We start from the raw sequence: 20,908 nt of genomic DNA, 5'->3' as shown, positions 1-20,908 counted from the left end.
ATTACACCGCAGCCTCCGGCGTTTCTTCATCGGTTTCGGGTTCGTCCAGCGGCAGGCGGACCTCGAAGACGGTGTCTCCTGGCGTGGACGCCACCGTAATGCTGCCGCCATGGGCTTCGACGATGCTCTTGGCGATCGGCAGGCCCAGCCCGGTGGTGCCATCGGAGCCAGAACGCGCCTTGTCGGCTCGGGTGAAACGCTCGAATACCCGGGGCAGGAATTCTGGGGCAATGCCTTCGCCGGTGTCGTGCACCCGGATGACGGCTTCATCGGCGTCCTCGTCGCGGTCCACCGATACGGTGACGGTGTTCCCGGCGGTCGTGTGCTTGCGTGCATTGGCCAGGAGATTGGTAATCACCCGGCGCAGCGAGGCCGAATCGCCGTAGACGAAGGTCTGCGGCGCCTGGCAGTCGAACTCCCAATGGTGGTCGCTCGCGGTGAGCTTGAAGTCTTCGGTGATATCCGCGGTGAGCGAGCACAAATCGATCTTGCTGCGCTTGAAAGCATTCTCTTCGTCCAGGCGGGCCAGCAGCAGCAGATTCTCCACCAGCGAGCTCATCCGGCTGCTTTGCTGCAGCACCCGATCCACCGAGCGCTGCCCGTCAGGAGAGAAATGCTCGGTAGCGGAGAGCAGTTCGGTGTAGCCGCGGATCGCCGAGAGCGGCGTGCGCAGCTCGTGCGAGGCATCGGCGACGAACTGGCGCATCTGGGCCTGGGATTTCTCGCGGGCGGTCAGTGCGGTGGCGACGTTGCTGATCATCGCATTCAGCGCATTGCCGACATTGCCCACCTCGGTGCCGGGGATGGCATCGCGTGCGGGCACACGCTGGGTCAGGTCCACTTTGCCCGAATCGAGATCTTCGGCGGCGACCGAACCTGCCACGGCGGCCACACGCTTGAGCGAGGCCAGCGAACGCGAGATGAGCCATGAGCCGGCCAGGCCTGCACCGGCGATCAGGATCAAGGCAATGAACAGCGTCAGCCACGCCATGCCGCGCAGCGCCAGATCGGTGCCGTGCAGGGGCAAACCGACGATCAGGATGCCGTTGGAGCCGGAGTCCTTCACGGCGACCAGGTAGTAGTCTCCCACGGTCAGGTGGGCGCGTACCGGCTTGAACTGCCCGCCGGCACGCAGCGTGCTCAGTTCGAGATCCACCATTGGGATGGCGTCTTCCTGGCTCAGCTGCTTCAGTTCGCCGGTGCGTTCATCCAGCACGCCGCCGTTGAAGACGTACTTGTCGACGAATCGGGCGGTCAGCGTGCCGGCTGCCTGGCCCGGGGCATCCAATCGGGAGTTCACCGCTGGCGCGCCCTGCGAATAATTCAGCGCGCGTTCGGTGGTGAGCCGCAGCTGGCTGTTGAGCTGGTCCATCAACGTCTGGCGCATGCCGGCGTTGTAGAGCAGGCCGAGCAATACGGATACTGCGGTGACCGAGGTCAGCAGGATGAGCAGCAGCTTGCGTTGCAGCGCGTGCGGCGAGCTCACCCTGGTATTCGGGGAAAAGAAACTCATGCAGCCGGCTTCAGCACGTAGCCGACACCACGCACGGTATGGATCATCGGCTCGGCATCGACATCGATCTTCTTGCGCAGGTACGAGATGTACAACTCGACAATGTTCGCCTGCCCGTCGAAATCGTAGTGCCAGACGTTGTCCAGGATCTGCGACTTGGACACCACTCGGCGGGCATTGCTCATCAGGTAGCTGAGCAAGTCGAATTCGGTGGCGGTCAGCGAAATTTCGCGGCCTGCACGCGATACGTCGTGCGAGTCCATGTTCAGCACCAGGTCGCCGACCACTAGTTCAGCGGAATCTGCGGTGGCGGCGCCTGAACGTTCCACGAGACGGTGCAACCGGATCAGGACCTCTTCGAGGCTGAAAGGCTTGGCGACATAGTCGTCTGCACCTGCGCCCAGGCCTTCGATGCGATCCTCGACCGCGTCCTTGGCGGTCAGGAAGAGAACTGGGATCTCCGGGAAATGGGTGCGCACCTTGCGCAACACTTCCGGGCCGTCGAATCCGGGCAGCATCCAGTCGAGGACCAGGACGTCAGGGGCCAAGGAGCGGGCGGTCGCCACGGCTTCCGGCCCATCGTGGGCCATCGTGGCTTCCCAGCCGAGCATGCGGGTTCCCATGGCGACCAATTCTGCCAGCGAAGGTTCATCATCGACCACGAGAACTTTGATTGCCGTGCCGTCAGGGTGGGTCAGCCGAGGCAATTGCGAAGGTGAAAATCGAGATTCATTCATGTTTATCAGCTTGTCCTATTGCCATGGGCCGAGAATATGTTTTTGCTGTGAGCGAGCTATGACTGCAAGTCGATTTTATGCGGAGAAAACCGGAACCGATAGTGGTTAATTTGGTCAACCCCTAAGAACGACGAATGATTGAAGCGTGGACAAGCCGTAGCGGTGAATGGATATTCAGGCCCCTGAGTGGACTAGGCAAAATGACGAAGATCAACTGATAGCTTGAGCATATTGTTTAGTTAAGCGCTTAGGCAGCCCAGAATTGCCTAAAGTGGTGTGTATCACGTTTGGAAACATTCATCTCACTATGTGGACATGGGTGCCCATTGTTACTTGCAAGTTGCCAATGTTACGAGGAAACTAGAGATGTGAGTACGGCGCAGAACAGCAAAGGCACCTCGAATAACCACCTCGAATTGCCCGCGATTGTTCTCAATGAATGCTCGGCGTCCTTGGCGTCCAGATCGAATTGCGAGTGATTTGCAATCCGGATTCTGGGTGTTATTGACGGGAAACCCAACTGCTGAACGTGGACGAAGGCCGCGGACAGCGCAAGCAAAACCCGAAGCATGAGCGCCAAGCCACTTGGCCTTCGCACTAAAAGAGGAAAAAGATTATGTCGGCTGGTTCCGGATACGTCCACGTTTCAATTCGCAATGCGCAGAACCGCGCAGCAGCTGCCCAGCGTGCAGCTTCTGGCAACTATGCACCAGCGGGCTATCGCCCACTGCGCGCAGTTTCCAATGTTCATGAAACTCGTGATCCATCGCATCAGCCAGCTCAGGCTCCAGTGCAGCCAACCGGCCAGCCGAGCGCCGATACCTCAGCGCGCGGCTTCGTGCTCTACGTAGGCTTGGATGAAACCGCAGCTCAGGCGCAGGGCACCTCGCTGGGCAAGCTTGCCACCCAGGTGCGCGCCTTCCTGGCCACCCTGTCGCCGCAGGCGCAGACCCACGCTGCCGTAGCGCTGGCACCAACCAGTGCGCAGGGCGAGCCAATCGATGTTGTTCGCCAGGCACTGGGTGACCCGACGGTTTCCCGCCGGCCTCGCGCTGAAGCCCGCCCATCCACCCCGCGCCCATCGGGTGTGCTGATTGACCTCTCGCGCCGCGAAGTCTACCTCGATGGCGAAACCCTGAACCTGACCTTCAAGGAATTCGAGCTGCTGAACTTCCTCGTGGAAAACGGCACCCGCACCGTAGGCCGCGAAGAGCTGCTGGAAAACCTGTGGCGCAACGCCGAAGAAGTCCCCAACGAACGCACCATCGACGTGCATATCCGTCGCCTGCGTTCGAAGCTGGGACGCCTGGCCAACACCGTGCGAACCGTGCGCGGCCAGGGCTACCGTTTCTACGAGCACCCAGAAGTAGTTGTCTGGGCTGCTCCGGAATACTCCATCTAGCAGTTGCCGACAGCAGTGGCGGGCAAACCGGGTTCGGTTTGCCCGCCACTGCTGTCTTAAGCTGGGACAATGAACACCATTCACTCCCGCAAGCTCATTCTGATGCGCCACGCCAAAGCCGACTACCCGCTAGGCGTCGCGGATCACGACCGGCCGCTGGCAGCCCGCGGCCACCGCGAGGCTCCCGCTGCCGGAGCCTGGCTTGTGGAGAATGACCTGATCCCGGACTACATCATCTGTTCCGATGCGCTGCGTGCGCGCGCCACCTGCGCGTGGGTGCTGTCCGAGCTTGGGGAAAAGGGTCCAACCCCCTACATCGACTCGCGCATCTTCACCGCGGGCGTCTCCCAGCTGTGCTCCATCATCAATGAGGTCCCGGATACGGTCAGCTGCCTGCTGGTGATCGGGCATCAGCCGGTGCTGCAGGAATTGGCGTTGCGCTTGGCCGCTATGGACTCGGATGAAGAAGCCGTCTACGAGCTGGCGATGAACTATCCGACCCTGGGAACCACGGTGCTGGAAACTTCGCACCCGTACTCGCATTTGGATGCCCGTGATGCGCGCGTCACACATTTCACCGCACCTCGGCCTGCATGAGAGAAGTCTCATCAAGATTTTTCTAACGCACTAGTCAGCCTGTAAATAAGTGATGATCTGGATGTATGAGAAGCAGATGATAACCCTCTCATCGAATCCACCTCGTCGTCTCATGAACCGTTCATTTTGAGTTCACTATTGCTCGTTTCACTAGGAATCGTTGGCAGCACAGCCAGCACCGGCACACGGAAACCGCAGGCCGGAAACAGTGAAAGAGGAACAGGCAAATGGCCATCATCGCAGAATCGCTTCCAACGCAGACCACCGCAGCCCGCAATGAAGTGCAGCAGCAGATCGATGCACAGCGTGCTCGCACCATCCGCGCCGCCTACACCACCCGCTTTGTCGCAGCCGAGCTGCAGCGCAACCCCCAGGATTTCCAGGTCGTGCGCCGCGCGAACATGGCGCCTCGTGCCGGCGACGTCGTGATTGCCACCGTCACCGAGCTGGGCAAGCACACGCGCCTGCAGTCCCCGGTTTCCCGCCGCCAGCTGATGTTCGTCGGCCAGGAGATCATGGTCGCCTACGGCGACCGCTACGCACCGGACCAGTTCCTTGCCCATGTGCCGCAGAACCTGGGCCCCTGCCAGCTGGTGGCCGGCGGCGGCGTCGCCAGCGAAGTCATCGAGCAGCACGCCTCGATCGACATGGCGACCCAGCTGCAGCCAACCGGCCTGCTGATGCGCCACGGCAAGGTCGTGAACCTGGCGGACTTCGCACCGCTGGGCATCGAGGACGATTCCCCGCGCCCGGCGCAGGCCGGCGCCCAGCGCCCGCCGGTGATCGCGGTGCTGGGCACCTCGATGAACTCCGGCAAGTCCACCACGCTCGGATGCCTGGTCAACGGCCTGGTCAACTCCGGCATGGCAGTTGCCGCAGGCAAGGCCACCGGCACCGGAGCAGGCAACGACCCGGACCTGTTCACCGATGCCGGCGCCTTCAGCGTCTGCGACTTCACCGACTTCGGCTTCCCGACCACCTACCGCCTGGACTACGAAACCGTCCGCGACCTGCTGGTGGCGATGATCCGCGAGCAGAGCGCCACCGGCGCGGACGCAGTGGTCATCGAGATCGCCGACGGCCTGTTCCAGGGCGAGACCTCCCGCTTGCTGCTCGACCCGGTCTTCTCCGAGCACGTGGACCGCGTGCTGTTCAGCGCCCAGGACGCGCTGGGCGCGCTGGCCGGCGAACGCATCCTGCGCGAAGCAGGCCTGGATGTTGCCGCGGTGTCCGGAGTGCTCACCGCCTCCCCGCTGGCCGCGAAGGAAGCCCAGGCGCAGCTGGCCACCCCGGTCATCGGGACCTTCGACCTGTGCCAGGCCGAGGTTGCCGCCGCGCTGCTGCCAACCCGCTAGGAGCCGCAATGCTGGACCAGAAGACTGCAGCCGCGCCGGTGGCCCAGCCCGAGCGCCTGCCGCCACTGGTGGCGCCCGGCCGGCGGATGCTCCTGGCCGGACTGCTCAGCCTAGGCGTTCTCGCCGGCCTGCTCTCGATTGCCATTGGCTGGCTGATCGGGCAGCTCTCGGCCAGCCTCAGCGCCGGGACGCTAGCCGCGGTGCTGGGCCTGGTGGGCTGCTTCTTCCTGGCCAAATACGCTGAACGGGTGCTGGCCGAGAAGCTGGGCCAGCACTATGTGGCCCAGCTGCGCCGCGGGCTGGTGGCCCACGCTTTGCGCAGCGCCCGCGGCCCGTCCATGGGCATCACCATTGCCCGCTCCACCAACGACCTGTCCTCGATCCGCAACTGGATTGTGCAGGGCATGGTCCCGCTGGTGGCCGGCCTGCCGCTGCTGATCGTCAGCGGCACGGGGCTGTGGTTCCTGCATCCGCTGCTGGCCCTCAGCCTGGGCGCGACGCTGGTGCTGGAAGGCATCCTGCTGGCGGGCCTGGCCGGCGGGACGTTCCTCAGCGCCCGGGCCCTGCGCCGGCACCGCGGGAACCTGGCTGCGCGCATTGCCGATACCGTGGCCGCGCGGACCGCGATTGCCGCCGGGGGCGGCATCGAGCGGGAAGTGCAAAGGGTTCAGGACACCTCGCAGAAGGTGATTGACGCGTCGGTGCATCGCGCCCGGTTCGCCGCTGCCCTGCGCGGCGGAGCGCTGGCCATTCCGCTGCTGGGTACCGCGCTTCTCGTGGCCGCGGCCGCGCAGGCACAGCTTCCGGCAGCCGCCGTGGCGACCGCGCTGACGCTGATGGGAATCTGCGCCGGAACCCTGGGCGAGTGGGGCCGCGTGGTGGAGTACCGGCAGAATTACAAGGCCGGCCGGCGCATCATCGCGCCGCTGCTGGCCGAGCAGGAACGCTGGCAGGCCAGCGAAGCATCGCCGGCGAGCACCCGCGATGCGAAGGAGCTGATGCTCCAGCCGTCCTCAGTGCGCATCCAGCTTCCGGAATCGATGGCCGGGAAGTTTCCCACGCTGCGGGCCCAGCCCGGGCAGCGCATCGCGGTGCGCGGAAACCAGGGGGACTGCGCCGCATTGCTCGCGGCCATCGCCACCGGCAGCCTGGCTCATGACGCCGACCCGCAGGCCGGGGTGTGGATCGCCGAGGGGCGAAGCGAGGATTTGCCTGCGACCGGCCGCCGCAAGCTGATCGGCGCCGCATTGGAGTCCATGGTTCCCGAGCGCGGCAGCGTTGCCCGCGCGCTGCGCTACCGCCATCCGGGCGCGTCGCTGCGCAAGGCAGTGGCACTGGCGGAAACCTGCGGGCTGCAGATGGCCCACCTGCCCGATGCGGAGGAAACCCGCTTGCGCCGGGGCGGAGAACCGCTGAATTCCGCGCAGCAGGCCTCGCTGCTGGTGGCGCGGGCGCTATTGCGCGAACCGCCGCTGCTGGTGCTCGATTCGCTGCTGGCCCGCCTGCCCGATGCTGCCTATGCCACGGTGGCCGAACTGCTCAACGACTATCCCGGGGTGCTGATCTTCAGCGGCGAACTGCCGGGCATCAGCGAAACCGCCAGCTGGGAAGCGCGGGCCTAATTGCTGGCTGGTGGACGGGTGGCACGCAGCCCGTCCACGGTGAGCAGCACGGCGCGCACCGTCTGCTCGCGGTCCAGATCGGTCCGTCCCGAGGCGCGCATGCGGGCGGTGAACAAGGCGGCGCCGAAAATGCTGGTGGCTACCGACAGCTTCTGCTCCGGGGCGAGCACCACGAGGCGTTCGAGGACCTCGATGATCAGCCCGGTCACCTGCGTATTCAGCGGGGTGCCGGCGAACGCGTTTGCGGTGTCGGCATCCAGCTGCTCCTGCATCCACAGATGGGCGAAGGCCGGGTAGCTGGCCACGAAATCCATGGCGAATTCCAGCATCTGGCGCAGCGCCAGGTAGGGGTCTTCCGCGGAAGCAACGCGTGCCAGTTCGCCCATGAGCTTCTGCGCGCCGTAGCTGAGCAGCTGGCTGACCAGCTCGTCCTTGGAACCGAAATTGTAGTACACGGTCCCCTTGGACACCCCGGCGGCCGCGGCGATCTCGTCCACCGAGACGGACTCGGGGGAACGCGAACCGAGCAACTCCATTGCGGCCTCAAAGAGCCGTTCCTTGGAATCGGTGGTGCGAACTCGACGACGAGCACCTGGAAGCATCATTATTCCTTCAACTCCGGCTGCAGTGTTTTCAGGGTCCAGGTCTTGCCCTTACGTACCGCGAGCATGCTCAGCAAGAGTCCGATCGCGGTGTAGATGAGCAATGAGCCTGCGACCGCGGAGAGCACATTCAATTCCGCTCCGTACACCAGGTGACGCAGTCCGACGACCACATTACCCATCGGCAAGATCTGGTGCAGGAAGTGCAATGGCGCTGGCAGGGTCTCCCACGGGAAGGTACCGCCGGCGGTGACCAGCTGAAGCACCATCAAGACGAGCACCACAAACTTGCCGGCAGTTCCTAGCAGGGCGAAGCAGCCTTGGATGAGGGCGCTGAAGCACAGGGCGGCGAGTACCAGAAGGAACCATGCCATCCATGGGTGCGCCGTGTGTAGACCCAGTCCGAAGTGCACCACTGCGTAGAGCAAGCTGGTCTGGATCACGGCAACGGCCGCGAATGGTATCCAACCACCGAGCGAGATCTTCCAGTTGCTGCCGTTGGACAGCAGTGCGCGCTTGGTAATGGGGCGCATCACCTGCGTGAGGATCAGTACACCGATAAAGGTCGCCAGCGTCATGAAGAATGGGGCTAGACCCTCACCATAGACTTGGGCTTCGGACTGCTTGGTGTTCTCCACCGTCACCGGGTTACCGATCACATCGGAGAGCTCTTCACTGGTCTTCTTATCGGGGTTAGGAACCTGCTTGACGCCGTCATCCAGGCCCGTGGCCAGCTCGTTGGAGCCATCTTCGAGCTTGGTGGTACCGTCGGACAGATCGCCGACACCATCGGAAAGACGGACCAAACCGCTGTGGAGCTGGTCGGCGCCGGTCACTAGGGAACCGGCTCCGGAATCCAGCTTCTTGGCACCCTCGGAGGCCTGGGTCGCACCGGTCAGTGCGGACTTCTGGCCTTCGGCCAACTGCTTGGCACCGTCGTGGGCACTGTTCGCGCCGGTGGCAAGTTTCGCTGAGCCGTCAGCGGCCGAGGAAATTCCGTCCACGAGGCTTGGTACCGCAGCGTTCAGCGTCTTGGTGCCCTGGGCAAGGGTGCCCAGACCGGTAGCTAGCTGTTCGTTACCATCGGCGACCTTGTCGGCACCATCCGAGAGTGTGTGCAGGTTATCTTGCAGTCCTGCAAGGCCGGTGTTGACCTTGTCCACCTTGTTCTTCAAGGTGTTGCTCAGCGTCGAGTTCTCCACGCTATCGCTGACCTTGGACTTGATGGTGTCTGCTTGCTCTTGGGTCAACACACCGTCGGCCACCAGCTTGTCCAGCTCGGCCTGCGTATCGGTCTTGACGTTCTGCAGTTGCTTGTCGGTTTCGTCCTGCAGCTCGTTGATCACCGAGATGGCGTCATCGGCGGTGTCGGAGAGCTGCTTATTTCCATCGGCGACTTGACGTGCGCCGGTGGCCAACTGGTCGGCAGCGCTCTTGGCGCTCTGGGCGCCATCGTTGAGCTGTTTGACCGAGCTTGGCAGGGTCTTGGTCTTGGATTTCATGGCGCTCAAACCATCGCTGAGCGTATCTGCACCGGTGGCTAGCTCTCCGGTGCCATCGGCCAGAGAATTGCTGCCATCGAGCAGTTTCTTCTGACCTGTGACCAGCTGAGAAAGGCCACTGGAAAGTTCGCTGGTTCCATCCTTGAGCTGGACAGCACCGTCGGAGAGTTCACTACTGCCATCAACAAGCTTGGTGGTGCCATCGGCCAGGGTCACGATGCCATCACCTAGGGTGATCGTGCCGTCGTAGAGCTGTTGTGCGCCGTCCGCGGCTTTATCCATAGAGCTGTGAATGTCTACAAAGCCGGCGATCATCGCCGACGCGGTTTCGGTGCCGACTTCTTCGGAGACCGAAGTGCGCACCGAGGTGGTCAGGGTCCGTGCGAAGTTGGAGACCATGAAGTTATTCGCGTCATTGGTCAGCAACTCAATATTGGCCTGGCTGGCATCTTTGAAGTCGCCGGGGGACAGCAGCGCAGCGGTGAAATTATCGGGTAGAACGAGGGCGAAGGCGTATTTGCCGCTGGCCACCGCGTCGGCGGCTTCGTCTCTCGAATCGAGATGCGCCCAGCTGAAGGTCCCATCGTCTTCGAGGTTCTCAACGACATCGTCGGCGACACGGGTGAATTTGCCGTCCTTTTCCCCGCCGTCATCGAGATTAACGACGGCCGCGGTGACCTTGTCTAAGTTTCCCTGGGGGTCCCAGTTGGCGTAGAGGTAGAGGGCACCATAAAGCAGAGGCACACAGGTCACCGCGATGAGCGCCAGCTTTGGCAGCGTGCCACGGGTCATGCGCTTTAGCTCGGAGAGCGCAAGTTGCAAAGTGGTCATTCTTTTTCCTTCGCGTCGCTATCCTCTGCGACAGTTGGTACTGCGTCGCTGTGTTCTGCCGGTGTGGATTCTTGCTCCGCGGACTTGGGCTCCACTGTTTCTGGAACGTCTAGATCCAGCTCATCTTGAACAGATTCTTGCGACAAAACCTCTGTTTTATCGGGTTCCTCTAGTTCTGCAGGCGCTTCAGAATTTTCGGGCTCTTCTGGCTCTTCTAGTTCTTCGGGTTGTTCTGGCTCTTCAACCAGAGGTTCTCCGGAGATGAGCGTGGTGGCTTCTTCCGGTGATTCAAATTCTTCGTACTCGTTGGATCCCAGGTAAGTGATCGGTCCATCCCACTCGTAAGGGGCGTTACTGACAATGGCGACGATCGCGAATGCGCGGTTCGAGCCAGCAAATTCAAGCAGGAGATCCAGCCAGACATCATCTTGCATGTCGTGGCGATCAGGGGAGTCAAGGACTATAAGTTCGATGCGGGAGTCTTCTGCGGCCAGTAAAAGTTGCAGTTCCAACCGGCGGGCGGGATCTAGGGAATCTGCCCAATCCTTGGCCACATCATCGAATCCGTGCAGTGCCGTCCACTTTTTATTGCGTGGTTTTTTCCAGATCGGGCCCGGCAGAAGGGCGAGGTCTTCGGCGATGAGATCGCGGACCTTCATATGTGATTCAGGTTCGTTGACCTCTGGAGAATCCAGGAGGGCAGTGTGCTGGCGCAGGGTTTTCAGGGAGTCAGCGTGACCCCACGAGACGGTCCCCGTAGATGGTTTCATGCGTCCGCTCAGGGCTAGGGCCAAGGCGGTACGTGAGATTTGCGGGTCGGCCACCACAAGGTGTACCTCTCCGCGAGTTACTTGAAGCGAGGTGGGGGACACCAGCAAATCGTGGCGTCCCTTGACGGAAACTGAATCTGCGATAAGCACAAAACAAGACTAATTGAACTGACCGGTCAGTTCAAATAGGGAAAATATTCCTTTAATCACGTCTAGACGTAAACCGCTTGATGCTCTTGGATGGTTCTTGGCTAAGCCTTATAAACGCGGTGTGGAGTTCACGAGTAGTTCACTGATCTCTGATTACCTCGAAGCCTAGTCGCCATTGGCGGTTCTGACTACCGCCCAACGATCATCAACCGAGGGAAACTATGAGCAAGAGACGAACTACCAGTATTGCGGCAGTTCTGCTGTCCGGGGCTGTTGTTGCATCCACCTTCACCGCAGCTCAGGCTGACACGGTGGAGATCACCCCTATCGAGCAGGTGCAAGGTACGGGGGATACCTCCCCATTGGTCGGCCAAAAGACCACCGTGCGTGGCGTGGTGACCGCCGCCTATGCACAGGGTGGAATTCGCGGATTCTACCTACAAAGCGCCGGTAGTGGGGCACAGATTCCAACAGAAGGAAGCTCGGCGGTGTTCATTTACGCCCCGGACGATGTAGCTTCAGTTGAGGTCGGGGACCACCTGCAGGTCTCTGGAACGGTCAGTGAGTACTACGGGCTCACCCAGATCAAAGCCCAGAGTGTGAAGTCCCTGAGTGAGCCGGCCGAAAGCATTAAGCCATTGGCCATCACCTTGCCTAGCGACGAAGCCGGGCGCGAGCAGATCGAATCCATGCTCATTGAACCTCAGGGTGAGTTCACTGTCTCGGATAACTATTCGCTGAACCAATATGGTGAACTGACCCTAGCCATGGGAACAAGCTCGATCCTCCCAGGTGAAAAGCTGCTGCGTCAGCCCACCGACGTCTTTGCTCCGGGCAGTGCGCAGGCCGCTGAGCTAGGGAAAGAAAACGAGCAGCGCTCGATCGTGGTGGACGATGGTGCCACCTTGAATTTCAGCACCGCCAAAAACACCACCGTTGCCCTGCCATATATTGATTCTGCCCATCGCGTCAGTGTTGGAGCGGAAGCCACTTTCACCGGACCGATGATTCTGGACTACCGGTATGACCTGTGGCGACTACAGCCTCAGGGGCAGGTGATCGGCTCCGATGACGCAGATATCGCCTTGCACTTTGAGCAGATCGATAATAGTGCCCCACAGGATGTCGGCGGCAACGTGTCCGTAGGCAGCTTCAACGTACTGAACTACTTCACCACTACCGGCGATGAACTTTCCGGTTGCAGCTACTACTCGGACCGCGAAGGTAATCCAGTGACCGTCCGTCAAGGATGCGACGCTCGTGGAGCTGCCAACCAGGCCAGTTTTGAACGTCAGCAGTCCAAAATTGTTGCTGCGTTGAGCAAATTTACCGCGGATGTCGTGGTACTTGAAGAAATTGAAAACTCGGCCCGTTTTGGTCAGGATCGTGATGCTGCCCTAGCTCATCTGGTTGATCAGTTGAATTCGGCAGCCGGTTCAAAGATCTGGAAATTTGTCCCAAGCCCGGATGCTACCCCGGCTGATGAAGACGTGATCCGCACCGCGATCATCTACCGCAACAAAGCTGTGAAGCCGATCGGCGAATCGGTCATTCTCGAAGACGAGGCCTTTGATAATGCGCGCGAACCACTGGGTCAAGCCTTCCAGAAGGTCGGCGGAAATCAGAAGACTCGTTTTGTGGTCGTAGCCAATCACTTCAAGTCGAAGGGCTCAGACCCGAAAGACGGTTCGGGCAACGCTGACTCCGGCGATGGCCAGGGTGCCTGGAACGCCGATCGAGTAGATCAGGCTAAGGCGCTGGTCAGTTTTGCTGATCAGCTGAAGAAGTCACGCAACACCCAGAAGGTCTTGCTCGCTGGCGACTTCAATTCCTACGCTGCCGAAGATCCAATTCGAGTGCTCGCCGAGGCGGGCTACGTTGATCTCGGTGCCAAGGCTGACTCGCAGAGCTACGTTTATGGTGGGCTGAGCGGTTCCTTGGATCATATTCTGGCTTCCCCAGAGCTGGCTTCCAAGGTTACCGGCCAGGATATCTGGAATATCAACGCCATCGAATCCGTCGGCTATGAATACAGCCGCTACAACTACAACATCACCAACCTATTTAGCTCGAACCAGTACCGTTCATCGGATCATGATCCGGTTCTGGTTGGATTGCAGTTGAACAAGAAGGGCTAGTTTCAGCTAGTTTTATCGGCCAGGCAACTCCCAATGGGGCAGTTGTCTGGCCGATTCTTTCGTTAAGGGTTGACAAGCAGAATCCATTGTGGAGAATTATGGAAGAGGTTTTGTGAGAGCGCTCACAAAATAGCTAAGCGGAGTTGCTGTCATTGCTATGGCAAATGGGGTTCAGGAAGAACCCTCATATTTTTGCCACATTTTGAGAGCGCTCTCAAAATATGTTGGTCTCACCTCACTCGCACAAACAAGACTTGAATGGAGTCACCGTGAACCCCTCACGAACAGCTCGGCTAGCCAAGGTTGTAGCCCTGAGCTCAAGTATTGCCCTGCTCGCAGCAGGCTGCGCATCGGGCGATAGCAAGGACGCCGCCCAGCCAGCCTCCGCGGATAATCCTGTCTCCCTGACCATCACCACCTTCGGCACCCAGGGTTTGGATCCTCTGTACAAGCAGTACGAAGCCGATAACCCAGGCATCACCATTGAAGCCACCAACATCGACACCGGTGGCAACGCACTGACCGACTGGAAAACCAAACAAGCTGCGGGCGCAGGCCTGCCGGATGTTCAAGCTGTGGAAGAAGGCTGGCTCGGCCAAGTCATGACCGTTTCAGATAGCTTCACCGACCTCAACGAATACGGTGCCAAAGATATCGCCGGCGACTGGGTGGACTGGAAAGTACAGCAGGCCACCGACGCCGATGGTCGCACCATCGGCTACGGCACCGACATCGGACCTATGGGCCTGTGCTACAACAGCAAGCTCTTCAAGGCAGCCGGTCTGCCCAGCGATCGTGAACAGGTTGCAGAACTCTTCGGCGGCGCCGACTCGACGTGGGATGACTTCTTCTCCGTGGGCGAGGACTACGTGAAGAAAACCGACAAGGCCTTCTATGACCAGTCCGGCTTCGTCTGGAACGCCATGGTCAACCAGCTCGATGAAGGCTACTACAAGGCTGATGGCTCACTGAACATTGAGGGAAACACCGCACTGCGTGAGCGGTGGGATCAACTGTCGGCTGCAGCGTCCAAGGGCCTGTCCTCGGCGCAGACCCAATGGGACTGGGGCAAGGGACAAGCATTTGTCGACGGCTCCTTCGCAGTGATGCCATGCCCAGGCTGGATGTTGGGCAACGTCAAGGGTCAGGTTGAAGGCGCCGGTGGCGACGCATCGGACGGTTGGGACTTTGCCGATGTCTTCCCTGGCGGCGCAGCCAACTGGGGCGGTGCATTCCTGACGGTGCCAAGCACTTCCAAGCATCCCGCTGAGGCGGCCAAGCTCGCGCAGTACCTGACCAACGCCACCTCGCAGGCGACTTCCTTCGAAGAAGCAGGAGCCTTCCCAAGCAACATCGAAGCACAGAAGTCCAAGGCTGTGACCGGTGAGAACGACCTGACCAAGTTCTTCAATGGTGCACCGATCGGTGAAATTCTCTCGAACCGTGCCGAGGGCGTAAAGGCACAGTACAAGGGCGCGGATGATTCGGTGATTCAGGAGCAGGTCTTCGGTCCAGCAACTATCGCCATTGACAAGGGCACTGACGGGGACACCGCGTGGAACACGGCTCTGTCAACGCTGCAGGAACTGGAAATCAAGTAATCGGATTGGCCGACATAGCGCCCTGTGGGGTCAGCGTTCATCACTGACCTGGCCCCACAGAGCGCAACTGCAGCAGAAAAGAAGACACCGATGAGCACCACGACACCCATGTCACGGCCGAAACTACGGGCCGAAAAACCCAGTACGCCCACCCCAGAAAGGCTGCAGGAAGCCAAGGCAGAACGCAAAATGCGACGCCAGCACCTGCGTGGCCGACTGGATTTTAAGTACTCCCCATACCTTTATATCTCGCCCTTTTTCATCCTCTTCGCGCTGGTTGGGCTCTTCCCACTGATCTACACCTTCGTGGTATCAATCAACGACTGGGACCTGCTAGGTGGAGCCGGTGACTGGGTGGGGCTGAAAAACTACCAGGCAGAACTAGCCTCACCGCTGTTCTGGAATTCGCTGTTCAACACTTTCAGCATCTTCCTGCTCTCTGCGATCCCGCAGCTGGTGGTCGCCACCTTCATCGCAGCGATGCTTGATCAAAATATCAGGGCCAAAACTTTTTGGCGGATGAGCGTGCTGGTTCCCTACGTGGTGACTCCGGTGGCTGTCACGCTGATCTTCTCCACTGCCTTCGACGAGAAATACGGACTGATCAACAACCTGCTCGGTGCACTGAACCTGGACACGATTGCCTGGAAAACCGATGTGTTCCCCTCCCACATGGCTATTGCCACCATGGTGAACTGGCGTTGGACTGGGTACAACGCGTTGATCTTGCTGGCGGCCATGCAGGCCGTACCTCGCGAATTACACGAATCGGCGGCGATCGATGGGGCAGGAATGATTCGCCGTTTCTTCTCCATTACCCTGCCAAGTATCCGTCCCACCATGATCTTCGTGATCATCACAGCGACCATCGGCGGTTTACAGATCTTTACCGAGCCCAAACTCTTTAACCCCAGTAGTTCGGTTCCGGGCGGACCTGATCGGCAGTATCAAACCACGGTGCTTTATCTGTGGGATCTGGCCTTCAACCGCGGGGACTTTGGGCGGGCCTCGGCCGTGGCTTGGATGCTGTTTTTGATCATCATCGTGATCGGAGTGATCAACTTCTTGATCTCCGGCACCATCGCCTCGTCTTCAGATAAGCGCGGACCTCGACGGATTCCAGGCCGAAAAGCCAAACGTATCAAATCACATCCTTCCGGTTCACTCAGAGAAAGTGCCAACGATGAGTAACGCTACCTTGCAATCAACTGCTAGACCCAAGTTGATGCGCCAGGCCCGAAACAAGAACTTTTCTGCCGACCGGCGTCCAGGATTTCTCACCTACGGCATCCTGCTGGCCTTCCTTATCGGAAGTACCTATCCGCTGTGGTATTCCTTTGTGATTGGTTCTTCTACTGGTGCAGTCTTTTCTTCGGCATGGCCACCGCTGCTTCCGGGCGGACAGTTCTGGACTAACGTGGCTGAGGTCTTTGACTCGGTGGAGTTCTGGGCTGCGCTGGGTAACAGCTTGATTGTTTCTTCAGTTATTACCTTCTCGGTGGTGATGTTTTCTACCCTTGCCGGTTACGCCTTCGCCAAGCTGCGCTTCCGCGGGCGCCAGGGACTGCTGGTTTTTGTCATTGCAACACTGGCGGTGCCGACTCAGCTCGGGATTATCCCGATGTTCATGATGATGAAGGAACTGGGGTGGACCGGTTCTTTGGGAGCGATCATGATTCCAACCCTGGTGACAGCCTTTGGCGTCTTCTTCATGCGCCAGTATCTGGTGGATAATATCCCCGACGAGCTCATCGAGGCTGCCCGAGTGGACGGCGCCTCCATGATCGGCACCTTCTGGCATGTCGGTGTCCCAGCGGCCCGGCCCGCGATGGCGATCCTGTCGCTGTTCACCTTCATGACCGCGTGGACCGACTACCTGTGGCCGATGCTGGTGGCGCCGCAGAACCCGACCTTGCAGGTGGCGTTGAGCCAGCTGCAGTCTGCACGATACGTTGACTACACCATCGTGATGAGCGGAGCCTTGATGGCGACGATCCCGCTGCTGGTGCTTTTCATTCTTGCAGGCAAGCAACTTGTATCCGGAATTATGGCAGGAGCTGTAAAGGGCTGATGATGAACCACCTATCCCAGCAATTCGCATGGCCGAAGGACTTCTTGTGGGGCTCTGCCACCGCGGCAGCCCAGATCGAAGGGGCGGCGCACTCCTACGGGAAGGAGGATTCCGTCTGGGACGCCTTCGCCCGCAAGCAGGGGGCCATCGCAGGCGGCGATAATCTCGACGTTGCGGTGGACCACTACCACCGCTACCGCGAAGATGTGCAGCTGATGCGCGAATTGGGCCTGGACTCCTACCGCTTCTCCACCAGCTGGGCGCGCATCGTTCCGGGCGGGCGCACGGTGAACCCCGAGGGCCTGGACTTCTACTCGCGGCTGGTCGACGAGCTGCTGGAGAACGGCATCCTGCCGTGGCTGACCCTCTACCACTGGGATCTGCCGCAGGCCCTGGAAGAGCGCGGCGGCTGGGCCAACCGCGAGACCGCGTACAAGTTCCTCGACTACGCCGAAGCGGTGCATGGAAAACTCGGCGACCGGGTGAAGCACTGGACGACCTTCAATGAACCGCTGTGCTCCTCGCTCATCGGCTACGCCGCCGGCGAGCACGCCCCGGGACGCCAGGAGCCCGAGGCCGCGCTGGCCGCGGTGCACCACCAGCACCTGGCCCACGGGCTGGCCGCATCCCGGCTGCGCGAACTGGGCGCCGAGCAGATCGGTATCACGCTGAACCTGACCAACGCGGTGCCGAACGACCCGATAGATCCTGTGGACCTGGAAGCCGCGCGCCGCATCGACGCGCTGTGGAACCGGATGTACCTGGATCCGATCCTGCGCGGCGCATACCCGGAAGACCTGCTCGAGGACGTCAAAGGACTGGGGCTGGCCGAATCCATCGAGCCCGGGGATCTGGAGATCATCGCGCAGCCAATCGATTTCCTGGGTGTGAACCACTACCACGACGACAACGTCTCGGGCCATCCGCTGCCAGCCGGCCAGCCGCCGGCCATCGTGCCCACCGATGCGCCGAAGTCCTCGCCGTTTGTCGGCAGCGAGTACGTGAGCTTCCCGGCCCGCGACCTGCCGCGCACGGCCATGGGCTGGGAGGTTAATCCCGAGGGGCTGCGGGTGCTGCTGAAGCGCCTGAAGCGCGACTACAGCAATATGCCGGCGCTGTACATCACGGAGAATGGCGCGTCCTACACGGATACGGTCACCGAGGCGGGAACCATCGAAGACACCGAACGAGAGGAATACATCCTCAACCACCTTGATGCCGTCGCCCGCGCGATTGCCGACGGGGTGGATGTCCGCGGCTACTTTGTCTGGTCCTTGCTGGACAATTTCGAATGGGCCTGGGGCTACGCCAAGCGCTTCGGAATCATCCACGTCGATTACCAGACCCAGGAGCGGACGATCAAGAATAGCGGCCGGACCTACGCGGGGTTGATTGCCGCGAACCGTACAATGGCATAACACCTGAGCATGGTGGCCCGCAGCCCGCTCCCGGTGCTGCGGGCCACCATCGCGTTTCCACGACGAACTACTGCAAGGTACCTGGGTACAGAACATGAGCATGCACGAAGCGCGCAGTCCGAAGCCGACCCTAGAGTTGGTGGCAGAACGCGCAGGTGTCTCGCGCGCCACGGTTTCCCGCGTGGTCAACGGCTCGGATCGGGTGAAGCCCGCGGCCCGCAAGGCCGTTGAATTGGCGATCCGCGAATTGAATTATGTGCCCAACCGCGCTGCCCGTTCCCTCGCGCAGGGCCGGACCAATTCCGTTGCCCTGGTTGTCCCCGAGAACACCGCGAAGTTCTTTGCCGATCCCTACTTCGCCAAGGTGGTCCAGGGCGTGGCCCGGTACCTGGCCGGCACCGAATTCATGCTCACCTTGCTGCTGTCCACCGAAGCGGATCCGGCAAAGACCACCCGCTACCTGCAAGGCGGCAACGTGGATGGGGCACTGGTGCTTTCGCACCACGCAGATGACCGCTCCTATGCTGATCTCGGAAACGTGCTGCCCATGGTCTATGGCGGGCGCACCATGAGCACCGACCAGAAGGACATCTATGTTGTCGATATCGACAACATTGCCGCCGCCAGGCAGGCGACGGAGGTCGTCATTGGCCAGGGCCGCACCAAGCTGGCAACGATTGCCGGGCCGCAGGACATGGGTGCGGGACTGGACCGGCTGGTGGGATTCAGGCAGGCGGTTGAGGACGCCGGGCTGGAACCTGTAGCTATCGAGATCGGCGACTTCACCCCGGCGAGCGGACGGCGCATCATGCAGCAGCTGCTGGATGCTAATCTCGCGGTCGACGGCCTGTTTGCCGCCAGCGCCCAGATGGGCTTCGGCGCCCTGCAGGCACTGGCCGAGGCCGGCGTGAAAGTTCCCGAGGACATTTCGGTCACGTCGGTCGATGATGATTCCTTCGCGCGGAGCTCGACCCCGCCGTTGACGACCATAGCGCAGAACCCGGAGCGCCAGGGCGAGATCATGGCGGAGCTGCTGATCAAGCGCATCAACGGGGAACAGGTGCCCGAGTGGAGCATCATGGACACGAAATTGGTGCTGCGCGCCTCGCACTAGCCCGGGTATTTCATGAAGGCGGCAGTCATTAACTGACTTAAAAGGAGAAAAGGCGGCCTGAACTGGGAAAATAGTGGTGTCGAATCATCATCCACCCAGTTCAAAGGATCACCTTTTCAGTGAACCTTTCTACCCCCGTTTTCCCTGCTCTCTCGACCCAACTCACCGGCCAGTCCCTGGTCTCCCATGCAGGGTTGTCGGTGCTCACCAGCTTCCTGAACGCGGTAGGCTTCCGCCGGCTTTGCGAGGACCGGTTCAGCCAGTTCGTGCCAGCCACCGCAACCCACCGTCCAGGCAAGATCCTCGGAGCACTGACCCTGTCTCTGGCCGCTGGCGGGGAGCAAGCCACCGACATCGACCAACTACGAGCCGCACCAGGACTCTTCGGCCCGGTAGCGTCGGATGCCACCATCAGCAGGTTCACGCACCGGATCAAGGAACAACCCGAAGCCTTCGAACATGGGTTCGCCACCATGACCCGGACCCTGCGCACCAAAGTGTGGACTGCGGCCGGACCACGGAATCCCGGCCGGCTGGCCACACCAACCAACCCGCTGATCATCGACATCGACGCCTCGTTGGTGCACGTGCACGCCGAAAAAGAATCCAGCGCTGGAACCTATAAAGGCGGGCACGGATTCGCACCCTTGATCGCGATGGCCGACTACGGCAAGAAGAACGGCACCGGCGAAGTCCTCGCGGTCCAGTTGCGCCCGGGCAACCGGGGCGCGAACTCGGCTGCATCCCATATCGAAGTGCTCAACCAGGCGTTGGCGCAGCTGCCGGACGGGTTCTCCGACGAGCACGGAAACCTCTATGGAGAGAAGGTCCTGGTCCGTACCGATAGTGCCGGCTCGTCCCGTGAGTTCTTGCAATACCTGGATTCGTTGGGGATCCAATTCTCCACCTCGTATTCGCTGCCGGTCATCAAGGAGCGGTTCATCCGGTGGATCGATGAGAAGAAATACTGGGAACCAGCGCGGGGCGCTGGCGTGGATCAGCGTGATGATGCGTGGGTTATTGACGCGTCCAAGGTGATCGAGCTGAAGGACTACCCGCCAGGAACCCGGATCTATTTGCGTGCTGAGCCGTTGCATCCCGGAGCGAAAGCGAACCTGTTCGACACGGACGGGAACCGGGTGACCGCGTTCTTGACCAATGCCCCGCGGTTCAACGTGGCGTTCCTCGATGCGAGGCACCGGGCGCGGGGCCGGCGCGAGAACAGGATCAAAACGCTGAAGAACACGGGGCTGGGCAAGCTGCCGTATTGGTCTTTTGCCGCGAACCAAGCATGGGCCAACCTGGCGATGTTCGCACTGAATTTGGTGTCATGGCTGCAGCTGGTCGTGTTGCCCGGCGGGCATGAGGCAGGCTGCTGGGATGTGAAGCGGTGGCGGTACCGGCTGTTCTCAATGGCCGGGAAAATTGTCTCTGGCGGCCGGCAGCGCCGGCTGTTGATCCCCGAAAGTGCACCAGAAGCGCAAC

At 60.8% G+C, this 20,908-nt stretch carries 16 protein-coding genes; 11 read left to right on the top strand and 5 right to left on the bottom strand.

Translation table 11 applies throughout. The features are described from left to right. Position 1: 1 nt before the first annotated feature. Both ANI01nite_RS14675 and ANI01nite_RS14670 read right to left on the bottom strand, forming a co-directional pair. Complete coding sequence (locus ANI01nite_RS14675) at positions 2–1,513, bottom strand: sensor histidine kinase (protein ID WP_141358853.1); 1,512 nt, start codon at positions 1,511–1,513, stop codon at positions 2–4. Next, positions 1,510–2,250 carry a response regulator transcription factor gene (locus ANI01nite_RS14670; protein WP_038992352.1) on the bottom strand — a complete coding sequence of 247 codons (741 nt, stop codon included), beginning with the start codon at positions 2,248–2,250 and terminating at the stop codon, positions 1,510–1,512. The genes ANI01nite_RS14675 and ANI01nite_RS14670 overlap by 4 nt, the downstream gene beginning before the upstream one ends. A gap of 616 nt (positions 2,251–2,866) precedes the next feature. Here ANI01nite_RS14670 and ANI01nite_RS14665 point away from each other — a divergent pair. From ANI01nite_RS14665 to ANI01nite_RS14650, 4 genes are all read left to right on the top strand, one after another. Then, positions 2,867–3,652 carry a winged helix-turn-helix domain-containing protein gene (locus tag ANI01nite_RS14665; protein WP_141358851.1) on the top strand — a complete coding sequence of 262 codons (786 nt, stop codon included), beginning with the start codon at positions 2,867–2,869 and terminating at the stop codon, positions 3,650–3,652. A gap of 69 nt (positions 3,653–3,721) precedes the next feature. After that, positions 3,722–4,249: a SixA phosphatase family protein gene (locus tag ANI01nite_RS14660; protein ID WP_141358849.1), complete on the top strand. Its 528-nt coding sequence runs from the start codon at positions 3,722–3,724 to the stop codon at positions 4,247–4,249. Between the two features lie 227 nt (positions 4,250–4,476). After that, a complete protein-coding gene (locus ANI01nite_RS14655; protein ID WP_073707462.1) occupies positions 4,477–5,604 on the top strand; it encodes a DUF1611 domain-containing protein in 1,128 nt (375 codons plus the stop codon). An 8-nt stretch (positions 5,605–5,612) separates the two neighbouring features. Beyond that, entirely contained in the window at positions 5,613–7,226 is a 1,614-nt protein-coding gene (locus tag ANI01nite_RS14650; RefSeq protein WP_141358847.1) for an ABC transporter transmembrane domain-containing protein, read from the top strand. Here ANI01nite_RS14650 and ANI01nite_RS14645 read toward each other — a convergent pair. From ANI01nite_RS14645 to ANI01nite_RS14635, 3 genes are read right to left on the bottom strand one after another with little or no spacing between them, the layout of a single operon-like run. Then, the gene (locus tag ANI01nite_RS14645) at positions 7,223–7,831 is read right to left on the bottom strand and encodes a TetR/AcrR family transcriptional regulator (protein ID WP_141358845.1); all 609 of its coding nucleotides are present in this window, start codon (positions 7,829–7,831) and stop codon (positions 7,223–7,225) included. The genes ANI01nite_RS14650 and ANI01nite_RS14645 overlap by 4 nt on opposite strands. After that, positions 7,831–10,161, bottom strand: a complete 2,331-nt coding sequence (locus tag ANI01nite_RS14640; RefSeq protein ID WP_141358843.1) for a YhgE/Pip domain-containing protein — start codon at positions 10,159–10,161, stop codon at positions 7,831–7,833. Before ANI01nite_RS14640 ends, ANI01nite_RS14645 begins: the two co-directional genes overlap by 1 nt. Next, entirely contained in the window at positions 10,158–11,081 is a 924-nt protein-coding gene (locus ANI01nite_RS14635) for an ABC transporter ATP-binding protein (RefSeq protein ID WP_141358841.1), read from the bottom strand. The genes ANI01nite_RS14640 and ANI01nite_RS14635 overlap by 4 nt, the downstream gene beginning before the upstream one ends. 221 nt (positions 11,082–11,302) lie before the next feature. Here ANI01nite_RS14635 and ANI01nite_RS14630 point away from each other — a divergent pair, with 221 nt between their 5' ends. The 7 genes from ANI01nite_RS14630 to ANI01nite_RS14600 form a co-directional block, all read left to right on the top strand. Further along, positions 11,303–13,219 carry an ExeM/NucH family extracellular endonuclease gene (locus ANI01nite_RS14630; RefSeq protein WP_141358839.1) on the top strand — a complete coding sequence of 639 codons (1,917 nt, stop codon included), beginning with the start codon at positions 11,303–11,305 and terminating at the stop codon, positions 13,217–13,219. 269 nt (positions 13,220–13,488) lie between these two features. Then, on the top strand, positions 13,489–14,820 hold the full coding sequence (locus ANI01nite_RS14625; protein WP_254590842.1) for an ABC transporter substrate-binding protein: 1,332 nt from the start codon (positions 13,489–13,491) through the stop codon (positions 14,818–14,820). 90 nt (positions 14,821–14,910) lie between these two features. Beyond that, the gene (locus ANI01nite_RS14620) at positions 14,911–16,011 is read left to right on the top strand and encodes a carbohydrate ABC transporter permease (protein ID WP_121866123.1); all 1,101 of its coding nucleotides are present in this window, start codon (positions 14,911–14,913) and stop codon (positions 16,009–16,011) included. A gap of 34 nt (positions 16,012–16,045) precedes the next feature. Further along, positions 16,046–16,891 carry a carbohydrate ABC transporter permease gene (locus ANI01nite_RS14615; protein ID WP_073707469.1) on the top strand — a complete coding sequence of 282 codons (846 nt, stop codon included), beginning with the start codon at positions 16,046–16,048 and terminating at the stop codon, positions 16,889–16,891. After that, on the top strand, positions 16,891–18,309 hold the full coding sequence (locus tag ANI01nite_RS14610) for a GH1 family beta-glucosidase (protein ID WP_141358834.1): 1,419 nt from the start codon (positions 16,891–16,893) through the stop codon (positions 18,307–18,309). Before ANI01nite_RS14615 ends, ANI01nite_RS14610 begins: the two co-directional genes overlap by 1 nt. Positions 18,310–18,403: 94 nt before the next feature. After that, positions 18,404–19,423: a LacI family DNA-binding transcriptional regulator gene (locus ANI01nite_RS14605; RefSeq protein WP_038990245.1), complete on the top strand. Its 1,020-nt coding sequence runs from the start codon at positions 18,404–18,406 to the stop codon at positions 19,421–19,423. Positions 19,424–19,542: 119 nt separating this feature from the next. Next, the coding region (locus ANI01nite_RS14600; protein WP_141358832.1) for an IS1380 family transposase at positions 19,543–20,908 on the top strand (1,366 nt) is incomplete at its 3' end.

It is taken from the genome of Glutamicibacter nicotianae, from assembly GCF_006539525.1.
In the GTDB taxonomy this organism is placed as follows: Bacteria; Actinomycetota; Actinomycetes; order Actinomycetales; family Micrococcaceae; genus Glutamicibacter; species Glutamicibacter nicotianae.
The sequence above is the reverse complement of the archived record's forward strand: the minus strand, read 5'-3'. Positions and strand labels throughout refer to the sequence as shown.